The following is a 19,501-nucleotide window of genomic DNA, read 5'->3' as shown; positions in this document are numbered from 1 at the left end:
CTGAACGCTTCGGCGTTGCGGAATAGCTGAGCGCCATGCGGACCTGGCTTCTCGGCAGCAAGCGGGTGCCCATCACCATTGGGATCATGTTGGTGGTGGCGCTGGGCTTGGTGGTGTTCGTGCAGCAGACGCTGTCATCCATCGCCCGCAACCTGCCGACCACCCTGCTGGAGCAGGAGCGCAATGCGGAAGCCCTGATCCGCGCCGTAGCCGATCTTGCCTGGTCGGTGGAATTCTGGAGCATCGAAACCACGGAAAGCAGCCGGCGCGATGTGCAGCAGCGGCTGGAACAGGCCGAATATCTGGCCGCATTGCTGAGCAAACAAACCGCCGGCATCTCTTCGGATCATGCGATCGGCATGCAGGCCATCGTCGATCCTGCTTTGCAGGATATGCGCCGCTGGTTTCTGTCGGGCATGACCGATCAGCCGGCCGGCTCGCCGGCGGTGATGGCGCTGATGCAGGGCAAGGCGCGTGAAGCCGAAAACCAGTTGCTGGAACAAATGACCAAGTCGCGCGACATGGCGCGGAATATAATGCGCGAGCAGGAGCAGCGGATCACCGGGTTTGCCATCGGCGTGTCGATGCTGATCGGCCTGGTGGCGCTGCTGGTGGTGGGGCTTGTGGTGCTGCTGCTGCGCCAACGCCATCTGCTCGACCGGATGCAGGATGCCGAGGCGACGCTGCTGGCCGCCAAACGCACGGCCGAGGAGGCAAATCGAGCCAAAAGCGATTTTCTGGCCAATATGAGCCATGAATTGCGCACCCCGCTGAATGCCATCATCGGCTTTTCCACCATGATCAAGGATGAAATGCTGGGGCCGATCGGTCAGTCGCGCTATCGCGGCTATGCCACCGATATCCATGCCAGCGGCGAGCATCTGCTTTCGATCATCAGCGACATCCTGGATCTTTCCAAGGTGGAGGCCGGCAAGCTGGAATTGCTGGATGCGGAATTCGAGGCCGCCGAGGTGATGCAGGCTGCGGTGCGGCTGGTACGCGACAAGGCCGAGCGCGACGGCCTGGCATTGAAGCTGGTTCTGCCGCCGCAGCCGGTGCGGCTGTTTGCGGATCGGCGTGCGGTTTTGCAGATATTGCTCAATCTGCTGAGCAATGCGGTGAAATTCACCGAAGCCGGCAGTATCGAACTGAGCAGCGCCATGTTGGCCGATGGCGGCTTTCAATTCATCGTGAAGGATACCGGAATCGGCATGACCGAGGCGCAACTCGCTCGCGCGCTGGAGCCATTCTATCAGGTGCAGACCACGCTCACCCGTGAGCAATCGGGCACCGGCCTGGGCCTGCCGCTGGTGGAGCGCCTGGTCAGCCTGCATGGCGGCAGCCTGCGGCTGACCAGCCGGTTCGGCTATGGCACTACAGCTTTTGTCAGCCTGCCGGCGGGCCGCATTCGGGTGTAAGCCGGCAGCCGGTTCAGCCTTGGCGTTCCAGATCGTGCAAGGCTGAACGCAGATCGTCGAAATGGTGGATCAAACGATCCGCGCCCAATTCGGCGGCCGGAATGCGCGTATAGCCGAAGCTGACCGCCACGCTGGGCAGGCCCGCGGCTTTGGCGGCATCGATGTCGTTTGCGCTGTCGCCCACCATCGCGGCCCATTTCGCCGGCTGCGGCAGGCGCGCCAGCGTGCCATGCAGATGGCCGGGATCGGGCTTGCGGATCGGCAGGCTGTCGCCGCCCACGATGGCGCCGAAATACTGTGTGAGGTCCAGATCGTGCAGCAGTTTCAGGCTGAAACGTTCGGGCTTGTTGGTGCAAACCGCCAGCGCATAGCCGTCGTCGCGCAGCGCCCGCAGGCATTCCACCACGCCCGGAAAGGGTCGGCTGGTGGCGGAAAGGTTGGTTTCGTAATACGCATAGAAGGCGGCAATCGCGGCATCGAACATTGCCGGATCGGTGTTGCCGCCGGTGGCTTCCAAACCCTTGCGCACCAGGGCGATGGCGCCATCGCCCACCATGCCGCGCACGGCATTAAGGCCCACGGCGGCGCGGCCTTGGCTTTGCAAAGCATGATCGGTGGCGGCGGCAAGGTCTGGCGCTGTATCCACCAGCGTGCCATCAAGATCGAACAATATCGCCCGCAGAGTCATGGCAGTATTCCGTGGCATGCGAGGTTTCGGCTGAAACACTCGGAAAAATCTTGAAACACCTGGAAAAACCTTTTGATTTCACGTTGCAGTAGGGGATATGAGACAACCCCATCGGCAAACGCGCGAAGGTGGGCCTGTTGGCGATTCGGAACAGCCTGCTCGTACCTGACAGTCTAGACGGCGGAATGCAATGGCGAAACGGTCTTTGGCGGTGATTGTACTGGCGGCGGGGCAGGGCACGCGTATGCGATCCAGCCTGCCCAAGGTGCTGCATGAAGTGGCGGGTAAGGCCATGGTGCGCCATGTGCTGGATGCCGCAGCCGACCTTAAGCCGCAGCGTAGCGTTGTGGTACTGGGCCGTGGCATGGAGCGCGTGGCCAGCGCCGTGGCGCCGGCCGCCATCGCCATTCAGGATCCGCCGCAAGGCACCGGCGATGCGGTGCGTGCCGCCATGGGGGCATTGAAGGGATTTGCCGGCGATGTGCTGGTGCTGTATGGCGACACGCCGCTGCTGACGCCAGACAGCCTGAAACGCATGCTGGCGGCGCGGCGTGGGAAATCCGATCCCGCCGTTGTGGTGGCGGGTTTCACGCCTGCCGATCCGGCTGCCTATGGCCGCTTGCTTCTCGACAAGCGCGGCAGCTTGCAGCGCATCGTCGAATTCAAGGAGGCCAATGCCGAGGAACGCCAGGTGCGTTTCTGCAATGCCGGCCTGATGGTGCTGGACGGCGCGCGTCTGCCCAAGCTGCTCAAGCAGCTGAGCAACGACAATGCCAAGGGCGAATACTATCTCACCGATCTGGTGCACCTGGCGCGCGTGGCCGGCTGGGATTGCCGCGCCGTGGAGGCCGATGCGATTGATGTGATGGGGGTTAACAACCGTGTCGAACTGGCCGAAGCCGAGGCGCATCTGCAAAACCGCCTGCGCCGCGCGGCGATGGAAAACGGCGTTACCCTGGTGGCGCCGGAAACCGTGTTCCTGCGCAGCGATACCAAATTGGGCCGCGATGTGGTGATCGAACCGCATGTGGTGTTCGGCCCCCATGTGCGCGTGGCCGATAACGTGGTGATCCGCGCTTTCAGCCATATCGAGGGCGCCAGTATCGCTTCAGGCGCCACCATCGGCCCTTATGCGCGGCTGCGGCCCGGCGCCGATATTGCCAGCGATGCCCATATCGGCAACTTCGTCGAGATCAAGAATGCCAGCATCGAGGCCGGTGCGAAGGTGAACCACCTGACCTATATTGGCGATGCCCGGGTGGGTGCGAAGGCCAATATCGGCGCCGGCACCATCACCTGCAATTACGATGGCTTCAACAAAAGCCATACCGATATCGGCAAGGGTGCCTTCATCGGTTCGAATTCCTCGCTGGTGGCGCCGGTGAAGATCGGCGATGGCGCCATCGTGGCGGCAGGCAGTGTGATCGTGCGCGATGTGCCTGCCGATGCCCTGGGGCTGGGCCGGGGCCAGCAAGTGGAAAAGCCGGGTTTCGCCGCACGCTTCCGCAGCCAGAAGCAGAAGCAGAAGCAGAAGCAGAAGAAAAAGTAGCCGAAGATCAGTTGACCTAGTGGAGCGTATCGCATGTGCGGAATTGTAGGCGTATTGGGCAACCGCGAAGTTGTGCCGCTGCTGATCGATGGTTTGAAGCGGCTGGAATATCGCGGCTATGATTCCGCTGGTATCGCCACCCTGGTGCAGGGCGGCATCGCGCGGCGTCGCGCCGAGGGCCGGATCGGCAATCTGGAAAACCGGCTGGCTGAAGCGCCGCTTTCCGGCCGCACCGGCATCGCCCATACCCGTTGGGCCACCCATGGCGCGCCCAACGAAGTGAATGCTCATCCCCATGCCACCGAGCGCGTGGCGCTGGTGCATAACGGCATCATCGAGAATTACCGCGAATTGGCCAACGAGTTGATCGCCAAAGGCCATAAATTCGAAAGCCAGACCGATTCCGAAGTGGCGGTGCATCTGATCGACCAGTTGCTGCAGGATGGCCTCAGCCCACTGCAAGCCGTGCACGCAGCTTTGCTGCGCCTGCGCGGCGCTTTTGCGCTGGGCATATTGTTCAAGGGCGATGAAGATCTGCTGATCGGCGCGCGCCGCAATGTGCCGCTGGCAGTGGGCTTCGGCGATGGCGAGATGTATCTCGGCTCGGATGCCCTGGCGCTGGCGCCGCTTACCGATCGCATCGCCTATATGGAAGAAGGCGACAGTGTAGTGCTCAGCCGCACCGGGGCGCAATTCTACGATGCCGATTACCAGCCGGTGAAACGCCAGATCAAGCCCACCGCCATCAGCGGTGCGATGATCGGCAAGGGCAATTACCGGCATTACATGCAGAAGGAAATCTACGAGCAGCCGGCCGTAATGGGGGATACCATCAACGGTGTGCTCAATCCGATCGACCGCAGCATCCAACTGCCCGATCTGGGTTTCGATCTCGGCGCGCTCAAGCGCATCTGCATCATCGCCTGCGGCACGTCGTATTATTCTGGCCTGGTGGCGAAATACTGGCTGGAACGTTTTGCCAAGGTGAATGTGGATGTGGATGTTGCATCCGAATACCGCTATCGCGAATCTCCGGTGGATCCGGAAACCCTGGCGATCTTCATTTCGCAATCGGGCGAGACCGCCGATACGCTGGCGGCGCTGCGCTATGTGAAAAACCATGGCGGACGCACCCTGGCCATCGTGAATGTGCCGGAAAGCAGCATGGCGCGCGAAGCCAAGGCGGTGTTGCTCACCAAGGCGGGACCGGAAATCGGCGTGGCCTCCACCAAGGCCTTCACCTGCCAGCTAGTAACGCTGGCGGCGCTGTCGCTGGCGGTGGCTCAGGCGCGCGGAGCGCTTGAGCCGCGTGAGGCCGCCCGTCTGGTCGGCGCGCTCACCGAAGTGCCGTCGCTGATCTCCGAAGTGCTCAATCATGACGAAGCGCTGCATGCGCTGGCCGAAAAAATCATGGATGCCCGCGATGTGCTCTATATCGGCCGCGGCGCTTGCTATCCGCTGGCGATGGAAGGTGCGCTGAAGCTGAAGGAGATTTCCTATATCCATGCCGAAGGCTACGCCGCCGGCGAATTGAAGCATGGCCCGATCGCGCTGATCGACGAACAGGTGCCGGTGATCGTGATCGCGCCGACGGATGGCTTGTTCGAGAAGACCATTTCCAACATGCAGGAAGTGATGGCGCGCGGCGGCAGGGTGATTTTCATGTCGGACCGCGAGGGCATGACGCATCTCGATGAGCGCAGTTTCGCCCGCGTGGAGTTGCCTGCCGCCGATCCTTTCGTGGCGCCGATCCTGTATGCCATTCCGGTGCAGTTGCTGGCCTATCATGTGGCGGTGCTGAAGGGCACCGATGTGGATCAGCCGCGCAATCTCGCCAAGTCGGTTACGGTGGAATGACGATGCGCTTATTGCCTTTCCAGGTAAGCATCTGCGGCGTGCCGGAATTGCCGCGCTTCGCCGGTCGCGGGGTCAGCCATGTGATCGGCATCCTGGATCCCGGCACGGCGCGGCCTGGTGCCTATGCCGATCTAAGCGCGCGGCATCATGCCGAATTCCGTTTTCACGATATCGTGCAGCCGGAAGCCCTGCGTCTGGCACCTAGCCGCGCGGATGTGGAAGCTGTGTTGCAAACCTGCGAAAGCGTGCTGGATGCCGCGCCGGATCATGTGCTGGTGCATTGCTGGGCCGGCATTTCGCGGTCCACCGCCACGGCATCGATGCTGCTGGCGCTGCGCAATCCGGGCCGCGAAGACGAAGTTTTCGCCGCCTTGAGCGTAATCCGTCCGCAGGCTTGGCCCAACACGCTGATGATCAGCCATGCCGACGATATCCTGGGCCGGCGCGGCGCGCTTGTCTCGGCTCTCAAGGCGCACCATATGAGACAGGCGGAGCGGTCGGCCGAATTGCGCGATCTGATGCATGAGGTGGGCCGCGCCCATGAATTGCCGGAGCAATGGCGGCGGAAGTAAGAGCTTGGGATAGAGCGATACCATGAGCCAATATGATTTCGACCTGTTTGTGATCGGCGGCGGCTCGGGCGGTGTGCGCGCCGGCCGCATCTCGGCGGGGTATGGCGCCCGCGTGGCGGTGGCCGAGGAATACCGCTATGGCGGCACCTGTGTGATCCGTGGCTGCGTGCCGAAAAAGCTGCTGGTCTATGCCAGCGAATATGCCCATGCTTTCGAGGATGCGGCCGGTTTCGGCTGGTCTGTCGGTGAAACCAGTTTCGACTGGGCCAAGCTGATCGCCAACAAGGACAAGGAAATCGGTCGGCTGGAAGGCATCTATCGCCGACTGTTCGAGAATGCCGGCGCCAAGACCTTCGATGGCCGCGCCAAGCTGCTGGATGCCCATACCATCGAGGTGGCGGGCCAGCGCGTTTCGGCTGAAACCATCCTGATTGCTACCGGCGGCACGCCGGTGAAGCCCGATATACCGGGCGCCGAGCTGATGATCACTTCCAATGAGGCCTTTCATCTGCCCACGCAGCCCCGGCGCATCGTGGTGATCGGCGGCGGCTATATCGCCTGCGAATTCGCCGGCATCTTCAACGGGCTTGGCTCCAAGGTGACGCAGCTTTATCGCGGCGAACAGGTGCTGCGCGGTTTCGATGAGGATATCCGCAACCATCTGGGGGCCGAGATCGCCAAATCCGGCATCGACCTCAAGCTCAACACCGATGCCGTGAAACTGGAAAAGGCAGCCAATGGCGCGTTGCTGCTGCATCTCACCGATGGCAGCATGCTTGAAGTGGATGCGGTGATGGCCGCCACCGGTCGCAAGCCCAACACGGCAGGCATCGGGCTGGAGCAGGCGGGCGTTGCACTGGATAAGGCCGGTGCGGTGAAGGTGGATGCCTGGTCGCGCTCCAGCGTGCCGAACATCTATGCGGTGGGCGATGTCACTAATCGCATCAATCTCACACCGGTGGCGATCCGTGAGGGCCATGCCTTCGCCGATACGGTCTATGGCAAGAAGCCGCGCCAGGCCGATCATGCCGATGTGCCATCGGCCGTGTTCAGCCAGCCCAATGTGGGCAGCGTGGGCCTGAGCGAGACCGATGCCCGCAAGCAATTCGCCAGCGTGGATATCTATCGCACCAGCTTCAAGCCGATGCGCCATACGCTGAGCGGCCGCGATGAGAAGATTCTGATGAAGCTGGTGGTGGATGCCGGCACCGACCGCGTCGTGGGCGCCCATATGGTGGGGCCCGAGGCCGGCGAGATCATCCAGGGCATCGCCATCGCCATCAAGGCCAAGGCCACCAAGGCGGATTTCGATGCCACCGTGGGCATTCACCCCACAGCGGCGGAAGAATTCGTCACGCTGCGCGAGAAGGTGAAGTAATCACCCTTTCGCGGCCACCACCAGGAAGCAGGGCACCGGCTTTTCCATTTCCACGCGGGCGGCGGATTCCTCGAACAGCTTCGGCACCAGCCCGGACTTTTCCATTGCCTGGCGCAGATAGCCTTCGGCATGGGCGTAGCGACCGGTGGGATCGAGGCGGAAGCCTTCGGCCGGCGCTTCGCCGACGATGCGCTCCACCGTAAAGGCCAGCAGGCCGTCGGCGGCCATCTTGTCGGCGGTGGCCTTCAGGATGGTTTCGAGTTCGCCGAAATAGCAGAACACGTCGGCGGCCACGGTCACGTCGTAGCGATCCGAGGTCTTGGCCAGGAAGGCGCCGAGTTCGACCTCGGCCAATTGGTCGTAGAGCTTGCGGTCATAGGCCTTGGCCAGCATGCCGGGGCTCAAATCCACACCCACCAGCTTGCGGGCGCGGGGTTTCAGCAGCGGCGCGCATAGCCCGGTGCCGCAGCCGGCATCGAGGATCACCAGATTGCGCCGCTCGCCGAGGAAGGGCTTCAGCGCATCGTCCAGCAATTGCGGTGCGCGGTAATTCAGGCCGCCCAGCACCTTCTCGAAATCCACCGCGAAGCGGTCGAAGGTTTCCTTCACATAGGCATCGTCGGCGCGTTCCGGCGGCTTCTCGCCCAGGGCGGCGGCCGACATATGCTTGGCCACCGGATTGTCGGGATAGGCCTGCTGCCAGCCTTCGGCATAGCGCTTGGCGGTTTCGCGGTCGCCTTCGCGCACCAGGCCATAGAGCATTTCGCCCATCTGGTAATGGATCATCATTTCGTTGGGCGACAGCAGCAGGGCCAGGCGCGTGGCTTCGGCGCCTTCGCGGAAACGCCCCAGCTTGTAGAGCGTGAGCGAAAGGTTTTTCTGCGCGATCAGGTGATTGGGCTGGGTGCGCAGCGCGGCCTCGTAGCAGGGCAGGGCGCGGGCATGTTCCTCGCGCGCGGCATACAATCCGCCCAGATTGGTTTGCGCATCGGCGAAATCCGGCTGCAGGCGCACGGCGGAAAGATAGGCGGATTCCGCGTCTTCCATGCGGCCCTGGTCGCGGTGGGCATTGCCCAGCGAAAAATAGGCGCGGGCATAATCCGGTTTCAGGCGGATTGCCGTGTGATAGCTGGCGATGGCGCCGTCGAAATCGCCGCCCAGGCGCTGGGCCACGCCCAGATTGTAATGCAGGTTGGGATGATCGGGTGCCACCGCCAGGCCGCTGCGATAGGCCTGCTGCGCCTGTGGAATGCGGCCCAGCTGCTGGAAGGCATTGCCCAGCAGCAGATAGGCCTCCACGAATTGCGGAGCATTTTGCACGGCCTGGGCAAACAGCTTGGCCGCGGCTTTCACATCGCCGCGCCGGCTCGCCACCTGGCCCAGCCCGTAGGCGGCCTCGGCATTGCGCGGGGTTTGCAGCAGCAGGCGCTGAAACATGCCGGCGGCCGCATCCAGCTCGCCACGGCCAAGCAGATCGAAGGCGATGGAGATCGTCTCCGGCGCGCCGCCGCCCTGTTGCAGCAGAAAATCGCTGATACCCTTGCCCATGATCGCGGCCTTTCGAGATTTATCGGTCCGACTCGTCGCCCGCCCGCGAGCGCGCCGTGACCCTATTCAGCCAGAGCACCGGAAGCAAGCCGACAAGCACGATGATCAATGCGCCGGTGGAAGCCTCGCCCAGCCGTTCGTCCGATGCCAACTGATACACGCGCACCGCCAATGTATCGAAATCGAACGGCCGCACGATCAGCGTGGCCGGCAATTCCTTCAGCACATCCACAAACAGCAGCATGGCCGCCGCCAGCAGGCTGCTACGCAATAGCGGCACATGCACCCGGCGCACCACGCCCAGCGGCTTTTCGCCCAGCAGCCGGGCGGCGTGGTCCAGGCTGGGACGGATGCGGTGCAATCCGCCATCCACGCCATTGAAGGCAACCGCCAGGAAACGCACGGCATAGGCATAGAGCAGGGCCACCAGCCCACCGGTGAGCAGCAGGCCGGGCGCCCAGCCGAACCAGCTTTGCAGCCAGTCGTTGATGCCATGGTCGATGGTAGCCAGCGGCAGCAGCACGCCGATGGCAATCACCGATCCGGGCACGGCATAGCCGATGGTGGCGAATTGCAGGCTCCAGCCCATCATTCGGCCCGGCGCCAGCCTTTGCGCGTAAGCCAGCGCCAGCGCCAGCGGCACCAACACCAGCACCGCCAGGCCAGACAGGATGAAGCTGTTGAGCGTGAAGCCGGCCAGCCGCTGCATGCCCAGGCCGTCGCCTTCGGCTATCGCCAGATGCAGCAGCCAGCCGCCAGGCAGGCAGAAGCCGAGCAGCAGCGGCAGGCTGCACAGGCCCAGCACCAACAGCCCACGGCCGACCGGCAGTCGCGCGGGTTGCAATGGCCGGGTGCGGGCAGAGGAATGGTGAAACCGCTTGGCCTGGCGGGCTGCGCGTTCCAGCATCACCGCTGCCAGCACGAACACCATCAGCATCGAGGCCAGTTGCGCCGCCGCCACCGGATCGCCCATGCCGAACCAGGTGCGGTAGATCGCCGTGGTGAAAGTGGGCACGCCGAAATAGCTGACCGCGCCGAATTCCGACAGGGTTTCCATCATCACCAAGGCCAGCCCGCCGGCGATCATCGGTCGGGCCAGCGGCAGGGCGATGCGGCGAAACCGCGCCCAAGGCCCCAGCCCCAGGGTGCGGCCGACTTCCAGCACACAGACCGACTGTTCCTGGAAGGCGGCGCGGGCCAGCATGAAAACATAAGGATAGAAAGCCAGGCTGAGCAGCAGGATGGCGCCGCCCAGCGACAGCATGTCGGGGAACCAGTAATCGCCCCGGCTCCAGCCGAAAATCTGGCGCAGGCCGGTCTGTATGGGGCCGGAAAACTGCATCAGGTCGCCATAAACGAAAGCGGCGACATAGCTTGGGATCGCGAGCGGCAGGAAAAGCAGCCAGGCCAGATGCCGCCGGAAAGGGAAATCCAGCATGGTTACGGCCCAGGCACAGCCCACGCCCATCACCAGGCTGCCCAGGCCCACGCCCAGCACCAGCAGGGCGGTATTCAGCAGCATTTCCGGCAATACCGTGCTGGCCAGATGGCTGAATACGCCGCTGGTCGGTCGGCCCAGGTTGATCAGCACGGCGATGATCGGGGCCGCCACCACCAGAGCCACCAGCATGGCAAAGCCCACCCAGCGCGGATTGCGGCCATGGCGGGGCTGGGGCTGGCTGGAATTGGCGAGGGTGATACCGGTCATTCGCTTTTCCTTAAAGGATTTGCGCCAGAGTGGCAAATCCATGGGGGCTAACCCCATGTTACATTTGGGGATTGAGGAGAGTGCGATGGGCGAGGTGGTGCGTATCTGGGATGCGGCGGTGATCCGTCAGTCTCAGCCGGTGATGACCCAGTCGGAGGTGGACCCGATGACGGAAGCCCAACTGGCCTATCTGCGGCGCGGCCTGAGCCAGCCGGGCGGCAAGTTGCCGCTTTTCGATCTCGACGGCCAGCAGATCAGCCTGCAAACTGTGAAATCATGCATCCGGGCCGGCTGGGCCGAGCCCTGGTTTGAAAACCCGATCAAACCGGATTGGGTGGTCTGCAAGCTTACGCCGGCCGGCCGCGCCTATCTGGAGTCCAAAGGCAACTGATTTGATGCGTTCCGCCTCCCTGCTGTCGGCTTCGCTGGCGGCTGTATCTGCGATTGCTCTGCATAGCCCGGCCATGGCGGCCCCGTCGTTGCGCGATGTGCCGTTCAGCGCGCCGCAAACCATGCCGCCTGCCGCTCAGCCACAAAACCGCCAGGCCCTGTTGCCGCGCGCTCAGGCCGGCGAGGCCGAGGCGCAATACCGCCTGGGGCTGGATTTTCAACTCGGCCTGAGCGGCCCGCGCGATCTGGTGCAGGCCAGGCAATGGTTCGGCCGCGCGGCGGCACAGGATCATGCGCTTGGCCTGGGCGGGCTGGGGTTCCTTCTGCTGTTGGGCCAGGGCGGGCCGGTGGATATCGCGGGGGCGGAAAAGGCCCTGCTGCGGGCCGGCGAAAAGGGCGAGCCCACCGCGCTGGCCAATCTGGCCGAATTGAAATTGCAGCGCGATGGCGCGGCGGCGCTGCCGGATGCTGTGGCCCTGCTGGAACGGGCGATTGCGTTGGGCGCCGTGAATGCGCGCTATCGCCTTGGCGTGTGGCTTTACGAAGGCAGGCTGCTGGCGGCGGATTCTGCGCGCGGTCTGGCCTTGCTGCGCGAGGCAGCGGCGACCGACCACCCCATGGCGCTGACCTATCTTGGCCATATGCATGTGATCGGCGGCGAGGGGATCGAGGTGGATCCGGCCAAAGGCTTTGCGCTGACCCGCCGTGCCGCCGATATGGGCTATGCCGAAGCCGAGAACGAACTCGGCCGCTTTTATGCCAACGGGCTTGGCGTGCCCGAGGATGGCCAGGCGGCAGCGCAATGGTATCGCCGCGCCATGGCCCAGGAACAGCCGGATGCGCCGTATAATCTCGGGCTGCTGTATAAAGAGGGCAAACTGCCGGGCGATCCTGTGGAGCAGCGCCGGATGTTCGGTCTGGCTGCCCAGGGCGGCATTCCCCAGGCGATGACCGAATTCGCCCTGATGCTGCGCAACGGCCAGGGCGGCCCGCGCGATCCGGAAGGCAGCCTGGCCTGGCTGACCAAGGCGGCGGAGGCTGGCGATGCCCAAGGGCAGAACCGGCTCGCCTCCATCTTGTTCAATGGGCTTGGGGTGCCGGCCGATCCGGTGCGCGGCATGGATTGGTGGGAGAAGGCCGCCGCGCAGGATTACCCATCCGCGATCAACAATTTCGCCACCTACCTGGCTACAGGGCGCGGCCGGCCGGCCGATCCGGACCGTGCGCGGGGCATGTTGGCCAAGCTTTCGGCCGATGGCGTGGCGCGCACCACCTTCCGGCTGGGGCTGTGGTACGAGGCCGGCTATGCCGGTACGCCGAAAGATCCCGAGCGGGCGCTGGCATTGTTCAAACTGGCGGCCGAGCAGGGCAGCGGGCGCGGCGCCTTCAAATACGCGGCCAATCTGGAAGCCGGGCTGGGCATAGCCGCCGATCCCAAGGCGGCGCTGGATTGGTATCGCCGGGCAGCCGGGCTTGGCAATGGCGATGCGCTGTTCCTGCTGGCGCGCTATAGTTTCAACGGCGAGGGCGTGCCCCAGAACACCGCCGAAGCCATGCGCCTGCTGCGCCAGGCCACCCTGCGGGGCCAGCGCGAGGCTTTGCTGGTGATGGGTAATTTCCTGTTCCGGGGCGAGAATGTAACGGCCGATCCGGCGCTGGCCTGGGCGCATTGGGCGGTGGCCGAGCGACTGGGACTGGCCGAGGCCGGCGCCAATCGCCGGGCAGTGGAAGCCAGGCTGGGGCAGGACCAGCGTTTGCAGGCCCAGGCGGCGGCGGAAGCCTTGTTCGCCCAGGCGCTGGCCGCGCAAGGAGAAGACGAATGATCACCCTGACCATCGCTGCCATCCTTTGGGTTGCCTTGCATGTTGTGGTTGCAGGCCCGTTGCGGCCTGCGCTGGTGGCCAGGCTGGGCGAGGCGGCCTATCGCGGGCTGTTTTCGCTGGCCAGCGCGCTCAGTTTGGGGGCGATGATCTGGGCTTATCCGCAAGCGCCTTATGTGGAATTCTGGCCGACCACCGAGGCGGTCGCCCTGGTGCCCCTGCTGGTGATGCCGGTGGCCTTGCTGTTCCTGGTGGCTTCGTTGCGCCCCACCAATCCCACCCTGGCCGGCCCCGACATGATCATGAAGGGCGAGCTGCCTGTGGTGGGTTTCACCAAGGTAACCAGACATCCGATGCTATGGGCCTTCAGCCTCTGGGCGATCTCTCACATGATTGCCAATGGCGATGCCGCCACCTGGCTGCTGGCCGGCGCCGTGCTGTTCACCGCGCTGAACGGGATGGGCTCTATCGACCGCAAGCGTGCAGCAAAATTTGGTGTGGTTTGGCAAAGGTTTGCGGATAAAACCTCGATCGTGCCGATGGTTGCGGTGATTGAAGGGCGGCAAAAACTTAGCTTCGAGGATATCGGTTGGATGAATATCCTAATGGCAGCAGCGCTTTATGCATTATTTATGTGGGGTCATGCGATATTTTTCGGCGTACCTGTCATGCCGATTTATTAAATTTAATATAAACAAATTAAATCAATAAATTATATGATTTATATGAACTGAAATAGAGGGTTATATGGCGCGTCGAGCCGCCGGGCATTTCATCGGCTGGTTCCGGCCCCTGCGCGGGGAGGATCAGCCATCCCTGCAGGAGCAGCTTTACCGCGCCATCCGGGCCGGTGTGCTGGATGGCAGGCTGCGTCCGGCCGAGCGTCTGCCGTCCAGCCGGGCCCTGGCAGAAGATCTTGGCCTTTCCCGCAACACGGTGACCGGAGCCTATGACCGGCTGGTGGCGGAGGGCTACCTGGCAGCCCGCCCGGCCTCGGGCCTGTTCGTGGCCGAAGACATGCCGGAAAGCCTGGGGCGCAGCGTGGACCATGGCCGGCGGGACCGCGCCAGCAGTTTTTCCCGGCGCGGCCAGCGTCTGATCGGGGCTGGCAGCAACCGCGAGGCCGAGGCTCCGGCTGGCCGGATATTTGCCATCGGGCTGCCGGCGCTGGATGAATTTCCCCTGGAGGCTTGGCGCCGAATTACAAATCGAAGGTTGCGTCGTTCCGAACGCGGCCTGCTGGCTCATGGCGATCCCCAGGGGCTGTTGGAATTGCGCCAGGCACTGGCCGATTACTTGCGCGAGGCGAGAGGGCTGCGCTGCGGGCCGGAACAGATATTGGTGGTTTCGGGCGCTCAGCAGGCACTGGACCTGGTTGGCCGGGTGCTGCTGGATCCCGGCGATCTGGCTGCGCTGGAAGACCCAGGCTATGTCGGCATCCGCCAGGCCATGCTGGCGGTGGGCGCCAGGCTGGCCCCGGTGCCGGTGGATGCCCAGGGGCTGGACCCGGTCTTGCTGCCGAAACTGGCCAAGGGCGCCAAGCTGGTGGCGGTGACACCTTCGCACCAATTTCCGTTGGGCGGCACCCTGCCGTTGCCGCGCCGGCTGGCCTTGCTGGCCCAGGCGCGCGCCGAGGATTTCCTGATCCTGGAAGACGATTACGATTGCGAATACCGCTATGCCGGCCCGCCCTTGCCGGCGCTGCAAGGCCTGGAGCAGGCTACGGCAGAGGCCGGCGGCGATAATGGCCGGGTGATCCATGTGGGCACCTTCTCGAAAGTGCTGTTTCCCGGTTTGCGGCTTGGCTATCTGGTGCTGCCGCCGGCTTTGCTGGATGGCTTCCGGCGGGTGAAGGCGATAGCCGATGGACATAACTCGGCTTTACCGCAGGCGGTGTTGGCCGATTTCATCAGTGAGGGCCATCTGGCCCAGCATGCCCGCCGCATGCGCAAGCTTTATCGTCAGCGCCAGCAAGCCCTGCTGGCCGCCTTGCAGGAAAGCTGTGGCGATATACTGAGCGTGCAGCCGGCCGAAGCCGGGCTGCATCTGGTGGCGCACTTCAAGGATGGCCGCGACGACAGCCTGGCCGCCGCTGCCTGCCAGGCCGCCGGCCTGGCCCCATCGCCGCTCTCGTGCTATTGCATCCAGCGCAAGATGAGCGGCCTGTTGCTCAGCTATGCGGCCTGGCCGCCCGAGGAGCTTAGCGCCGCCGCCGGCAGGCTGGCGGCTGCTTTGCGCTAGGAAATCTTCAGATAGCCGGGCAGGGCGATGCCTTTGGCCAGCAGTGGATCGGGGATCGGTGTTTCATACACCTCGCGCACCGGCACAATGCCGGCCCAGCAGCGCAGGGCCATATCCTCGTCGTCATCCTTGGGCGGGCCGCTGCGGATTTTCACCGAGGCTTCGCCGAGTTCCAGGCCGAGCAGCTTGGTGGCCTTGAGTTCCTGCTTGTTGGGGCCGCGTATTTCCGCCCAGCGGCCTTTGGCGATGCGTTCCATGAAGGCTTCAAGGCCGCGCAGTTTGGCATCCGGGTCGGTCACCTCGAAGAAGCGACCCAGGATCACCGCCGAGCGGTAATTCACCGAATGATGGAAGGCCGACCGCGCCAGAACCAGAGCATCCAGCATGGTCACGGTCACGCAGGCCGGCGCGCCCTTGGCCAGCGCCATGGCCATGCCGCTTTTGGACGAGCCATGAATGTAAAGATGCTCGCCCTCGCGCCAATAGGCGGTCGGGATCACCATCGGCGTATCGCCCATCACGAAACCGACATGGCAGACCAGGCCGGCATCCAGCACCGCATGCAGGCTGGCGGCATCATAGCGGCCACGATCGGGCAGGCGGCGCAGTTTGACGCGGGGGGAGGCGGGCTTGTCGGACATCTGGAAGGCTCCTGAAAGAATACGCTTTCCTGCTACCGGCTTTCCGGCTCTGGTATAAGGGCCGGATTTTGTGCAACTGATGGTGCCGGAATTCACGGTCGGCCTGCCGCTCGCTTTATGCCGCAAAGCGGGGCTATTTTCCGCCAGGCTTATTGCGAGCCTGGTGTCGTGCATGAGGTAATGTGCGTGTTGGATTTGCTGGTGATGCTGGGCAAAGGGGCGGTGGCCGGGTTTGTGATCGCCGCGCCGGTGGGGCCGGTGGGCGTGCTGTGCGTGCAGCGCACGCTGGAACGCGGCAGCCTGAGCGGTCTGGTGGGGGGGCTTGGCGCGGCTCTGGCCGATGCCGCCTATGGCTGTATCGCCGCTTTCGGCCTCAGCCTGATCGCCAACTGGCTGCAGCAGCATGAACTGGCCTTCAGGCTGGTGGGCGGCGTGTTTTTACTGTTCATGGCCTGGCGCATGCTGAAGGCGGTGGATGGTAGCCGCGCAGCCGCTTTGCCTGAACATGAAGGCCTGGCCAATATCTTCTTCACCACGATGATTCTGACCGCCACCAATCCGATCACCATCGTGGCGTTTCTGGGCATTTTCGCTTTTCTCGGCATCGGCGCCATCGGCGTGGACAAAACCCTCGCATGGCCGCTGGTTTTTGGGGTTTTTCTGGGATCGTCGCTGTGGTGGCTGTCGCTGGCGGGGCTGGCTGCGCGGTTCCGCGATAGGCTGCGCGGCGGCGGCATGCTGCGGATCAATCGTGGCTCGGGGCTTTTGCTGCTGTGTTTCGGCCTATACGGTATCGGTAGCGTTTTATGGATATGGAGCCGGTAGGATATGTCGGAACAAGCCCCAGCCACGTTGCCGCCCATCGAGGTTCTGCCGCGCGATATCTCGGCCTATCGCAAGGGCAATCGCGGCGTGGATTACGTGCATACGCTGGATTCCGGGCAGCCGGGGCCGCATGTGCTGGTGAACGGCCTTACCCATGGCAACGAATTCTGCGGCATGACGGCGGTGACCCATCTGCTGGATAGCGGCCTGCGTCCCGTGCGCGGCAAGCTGACGCTGAGTTTGTCGAATGTGGATGCGTATCATCTGTTCGATGCCGCCAAGCCCTATGATTCCCGTTATGTGGAGCGCGATTTCAACCGCCTGTGGGACGATGCGCTGCTGGATGGGCCCACGCCGGGCCCGGATCTGGATCGTGCCCGCGCGCTGCGGCCGATCTTCACCGAGGTGGATGCCCTGCTGGATCTGCATTCCACCTCTTCGCCGATGCCGCCGATGCTGATCTATCAGCCGATGGCGAAATACCTGCCGCTCTCTGCCCATATGCATTCGCCGCTGCATCATGTGTTGCTGCGCGGCGTGAAGCATGCCGGCCGGCCGCTGATCCAGTATGGTGCCTATGCCGATCCCGATGCGGTGCCGCTGGGCATTGTGGTGGAATGCGGGCAGCATTTCGCAAAATCGGCCGGCGATGTGGCGATCGGCGTTGCGATCCGCTTTCTGGATTTTTTCGGCATGGTGCCCCCCGCGTTGTCGGCGGCGCATCCGGCCTTGGCGGGCGAGCCGATGCGCTATGAGATCGAACAATCGGTGGTGAGCAAGAGCGAGCAATTCCGTTTCGCCCGGCCCTGGCAGGGCTTCGAGGAATTGCAGCAGGGCGATTTGATCGCCACCGATGGCGACGAGGAAATCCGTGCGCCATTCCCCCGCTGCACCATCGTGATGCCATCCGGCCGCGTTACCGTGGGCCGCGACATGGTGCTGCTGGCGAAGCCGGTTTGAGCGCCGTTTCCGGCAATCACCCCCGCTCACGAGGCGTTTACCCTGCGGCATTTGCCTTTTCGGCAAAATCATTTGCCTAACAACCATCTAGACGGCCCGGTGCGCTTCTGCCTATGATCCTGGCAGAACCTGTCTGGCGCAGAGCCGGCGGGTGGGGGTAAGCATGCCGGCAAATGCCGGATCGGCCGCAATCCGGACCGGTGCCTGCTGGCATGTCAACCAAACAGGGAAAAGGATAAGGGGACCATGAAAGCACGCGCATTCTTCAAGGGCACGTTGCTCGCCGCCGTTGCCGCCATTTCGTTGATGGGCGCACAGCCGGCAGCCGCCAAGACCTTCAAATGGGCCAATGACGGCGATGTCAACTCGCTCGATCCTTACGCTCGCAATGAAACCTTCCTGCTCAGCTTCGTGGCAAACATCTACGAACCGCTGATGCGGCGCGACAAGAATCTGCAGCTCGAGCCGGCCCTGGCCACCAAGGTGGAGAACCCGTCGCCGAATCTGTGGCGCTACACCCTGCGCCAGGGCGTGAAATTCTCCGATGGCACGCCGTTCACGGCCGATGACGTGGTGTTCTCCTACACCCGCGCCGCCGGCAAGGGCTCCAATATGGCGTCCTATTTCGTGTCGATGCAGGCAGTGAAAAAGGTGTCCGACTTCGTGGTCGAGGTCGAGACCAAGTATCCGGATCCGCTGTTCGCCAGCAAGATGGCGCAGATCTACATCATGTCGAAGGCCTGGGCGGAAAAGAATAACGCCACCAACACCGCCGACATGACGAAGAACGAAGAGAACTTCGCCACCCGCAATGCAATGGGCACCGGCCCGTTCACCGTAGCGGTGCGCGAACCCGATGTGCGCACCGTGCTGAAGCCCAATCCGGGCTGGTGGGACAAGCCGGAGCATAACCTCACCGAGGTGATCTTCCAGCGCATCGCCAACGATGCTACCCGCGTTGCGGCCCTGCTGTCGGGCGAAATCGACATGGTCTACACCGTGCCGCCGCAGGACGTGGATCGTGTCAAGCGCACCGCCGGCCGCCGCATCATCGAGGGCCCGGAAACCCGCATCGTGTTCCTGGGGTTCAACCAGCAGGTCGATGAACTGCCGGAATCCAACATCAAGGGCAAGAACCCCTACAAGGACAAGAAGGTGCGCGAGGCGATGTATCGCGCCATCGATATCGAGGCGATCAAGCGCACCGTCATGCGCGGCCAGGCTCGCCCCACCGCTCTGATGGTGGGCCAGGGCATCAACGGCTACAGCGCCGATCTCGACAAGCGTCCGAGCTACGATCCTGAACTGTCCAAGAAGCTGCTGGCGGAAGCCGGTTATCCCAATGGCTTCGAAACCGGTATGGATTGCCCGAACGATCGTTACGTGAACGACGAAGCGATCTGTCAGGCCGCCGTGGCCATGTTGGCCCGCGTGGGTATCAAGGTGAAGCTGCTGGCGCAGACCCGCGGCAAGTATTTCGCCAAGATCCTCCGCACCTCGTCGGATGTGGAGAAGTCGCCCAATACCGATTTCTACATGCTGGGCTGGTCTCCGGCAGCCACCTACGACACCCACAACGTGTTTGAGGCACTGATCCAGACGCCGTCCAACACCACCAAGAAGGGCCTGTTCAACGCCGGTGGCTATTCCAACAAGAAGGTGGATGAACTGGCCGATGCCATGGAGCGCGAGACCGATGTGGCCAAGCGCAATGCCATGATCTCCGAAGCCACCAAGCTGTATGTCGAAGACTATGCCTATATCCCGCTGCACCAGCAATTCGTTGTCTGGGCGGCCAAGGAAGGCGTGAATCTGGTGCAGCTGGCGGATAATAACTTCCCGCTGCGCTACGTGACGATTAAGTAAAAACAAAAACTGCCGGACCGGCTCCTCGCGGGGCCGGTCC

16 protein-coding genes are annotated in these 19,501 nt (G+C 63.4%); 12 read left to right on the top strand and 4 right to left on the bottom strand.

Features of this window, described 5'->3' with window-relative positions:
* The first annotated feature begins 35 nt into the window (after nucleotides 1-35).
* On the top strand, nucleotides 36-1,418 hold the full coding sequence (locus KF827_RS12265; protein ID WP_291005650.1) for an ATP-binding protein: 1,383 nt from the start codon (nucleotides 36-38) through the stop codon (nucleotides 1,416-1,418).
* Nucleotides 1,419-1,431: 13 nt separating this feature from the next.
* Here KF827_RS12265 and gph read toward each other — a convergent pair whose 3' ends face one another.
* Complete coding sequence (gene gph, locus KF827_RS12260; RefSeq protein WP_291005647.1) at nucleotides 1,432-2,106, bottom strand: phosphoglycolate phosphatase; 675 nt, start codon at nucleotides 2,104-2,106, stop codon at nucleotides 1,432-1,434.
* Between the two features lie 190 nt (nucleotides 2,107-2,296).
* On the opposite strand from gph, the gene glmU reads away from it, so the two are divergent.
* From glmU to gor, 4 genes are read left to right on the top strand one after another with little or no spacing between them, the layout of a single operon-like run.
* Nucleotides 2,297-3,655, top strand: coding sequence for a bifunctional UDP-N-acetylglucosamine diphosphorylase/glucosamine-1-phosphate N-acetyltransferase GlmU (gene glmU / locus KF827_RS12255; protein WP_291005643.1), 1,359 nt, complete (start codon nucleotides 2,297-2,299; stop codon nucleotides 3,653-3,655).
* A 33-nt stretch (nucleotides 3,656-3,688) separates the two neighbouring features.
* The gene (gene glmS, locus KF827_RS12250) at nucleotides 3,689-5,512 is read left to right on the top strand and encodes a glutamine--fructose-6-phosphate transaminase (isomerizing) (RefSeq protein ID WP_291005640.1); all 1,824 of its coding nucleotides are present in this window, start codon (nucleotides 3,689-3,691) and stop codon (nucleotides 5,510-5,512) included.
* Nucleotides 5,509-6,084, top strand: a complete 576-nt coding sequence (locus KF827_RS12245; RefSeq protein ID WP_291005637.1) for a protein-tyrosine-phosphatase — start codon at nucleotides 5,509-5,511, stop codon at nucleotides 6,082-6,084. The genes glmS and KF827_RS12245 overlap by 4 nt, the downstream gene beginning before the upstream one ends.
* A 22-nt stretch (nucleotides 6,085-6,106) precedes the next feature.
* The gene (gor, locus tag KF827_RS12240; RefSeq protein ID WP_291005634.1) at nucleotides 6,107-7,462 is read left to right on the top strand and encodes a glutathione-disulfide reductase; all 1,356 of its coding nucleotides are present in this window, start codon (nucleotides 6,107-6,109) and stop codon (nucleotides 7,460-7,462) included.
* Here gor and KF827_RS12235 read toward each other — a convergent pair whose 3' ends face one another.
* Both KF827_RS12235 and KF827_RS12230 read right to left on the bottom strand, forming a co-directional pair.
* Complete coding sequence (locus KF827_RS12235) at nucleotides 7,463-9,010, bottom strand: tetratricopeptide repeat protein (RefSeq protein ID WP_291005631.1); 1,548 nt, start codon at nucleotides 9,008-9,010, stop codon at nucleotides 7,463-7,465.
* Nucleotides 9,011-9,029: 19 nt separating this feature from the next.
* On the bottom strand, nucleotides 9,030-10,718 hold the full coding sequence (locus tag KF827_RS12230) for an iron ABC transporter permease (protein WP_291005628.1): 1,689 nt from the start codon (nucleotides 10,716-10,718) through the stop codon (nucleotides 9,030-9,032).
* A gap of 142 nt (nucleotides 10,719-10,860) precedes the next feature.
* On the opposite strand from KF827_RS12230, the gene KF827_RS12225 reads away from it, so the two are divergent.
* The 4 genes from KF827_RS12225 to KF827_RS12210 all read left to right on the top strand — a co-directional run bounded on the left by KF827_RS12225 (nucleotide 10,861) and on the right by KF827_RS12210 (nucleotide 15,169).
* The gene (locus KF827_RS12225) at nucleotides 10,861-11,109 is read left to right on the top strand and encodes a hypothetical protein (protein WP_291005739.1); all 249 of its coding nucleotides are present in this window, start codon (nucleotides 10,861-10,863) and stop codon (nucleotides 11,107-11,109) included.
* 4 nt (nucleotides 11,110-11,113) lie between these two features.
* Nucleotides 11,114-12,931 (top strand): tetratricopeptide repeat protein, encoded by a 1,818-nt coding sequence (locus tag KF827_RS12220; RefSeq protein WP_291005625.1) that lies wholly within the window; start codon nucleotides 11,114-11,116, stop codon nucleotides 12,929-12,931.
* Nucleotides 12,928-13,611: an NnrU family protein gene (locus tag KF827_RS12215; protein ID WP_291005622.1), complete on the top strand. Its 684-nt coding sequence runs from the start codon at nucleotides 12,928-12,930 to the stop codon at nucleotides 13,609-13,611. The genes KF827_RS12220 and KF827_RS12215 overlap by 4 nt, the downstream gene beginning before the upstream one ends.
* A 64-nt stretch (nucleotides 13,612-13,675) precedes the next feature.
* Entirely contained in the window at nucleotides 13,676-15,169 is a 1,494-nt protein-coding gene (locus KF827_RS12210; protein ID WP_291005618.1) for a PLP-dependent aminotransferase family protein, read from the top strand.
* On the opposite strand, the gene KF827_RS12205 is transcribed toward KF827_RS12210, so the two are convergent.
* On the bottom strand, nucleotides 15,166-15,810 hold the full coding sequence (locus KF827_RS12205) for a pyridoxamine 5'-phosphate oxidase family protein (RefSeq protein WP_291005615.1): 645 nt from the start codon (nucleotides 15,808-15,810) through the stop codon (nucleotides 15,166-15,168). The two genes, KF827_RS12210 and KF827_RS12205, sit on opposite strands and share 4 nt — an antisense overlap.
* 186 nt (nucleotides 15,811-15,996) lie before the next feature.
* Here KF827_RS12205 and KF827_RS12200 point away from each other — a divergent pair, with 186 nt between their 5' ends.
* From KF827_RS12200 to KF827_RS12190, 3 genes are all read left to right on the top strand, one after another.
* Nucleotides 15,997-16,635 (top strand): LysE family transporter, encoded by a 639-nt coding sequence (locus KF827_RS12200; protein WP_291005613.1) that lies wholly within the window; start codon nucleotides 15,997-15,999, stop codon nucleotides 16,633-16,635.
* Between the two features lie 3 nt (nucleotides 16,636-16,638).
* Complete coding sequence (locus KF827_RS12195) at nucleotides 16,639-17,595, top strand: succinylglutamate desuccinylase/aspartoacylase family protein (protein WP_291005611.1); 957 nt, start codon at nucleotides 16,639-16,641, stop codon at nucleotides 17,593-17,595.
* Nucleotides 17,596-17,841: 246 nt separating this feature from the next.
* On the top strand, nucleotides 17,842-19,461 hold the full coding sequence (locus tag KF827_RS12190) for an ABC transporter substrate-binding protein (protein ID WP_291005608.1): 1,620 nt from the start codon (nucleotides 17,842-17,844) through the stop codon (nucleotides 19,459-19,461).
* Nucleotides 19,462-19,501 lie beyond the last annotated feature (40 nt).

The sequence above is a fragment of the Ferrovibrio sp. genome, assembly GCF_019636075.1.
Taxonomy (GTDB): Bacteria; Pseudomonadota; Alphaproteobacteria; order Ferrovibrionales; family Ferrovibrionaceae; genus Ferrovibrio.
This window is presented reverse-complemented; position numbering and strand designations above follow the sequence as displayed.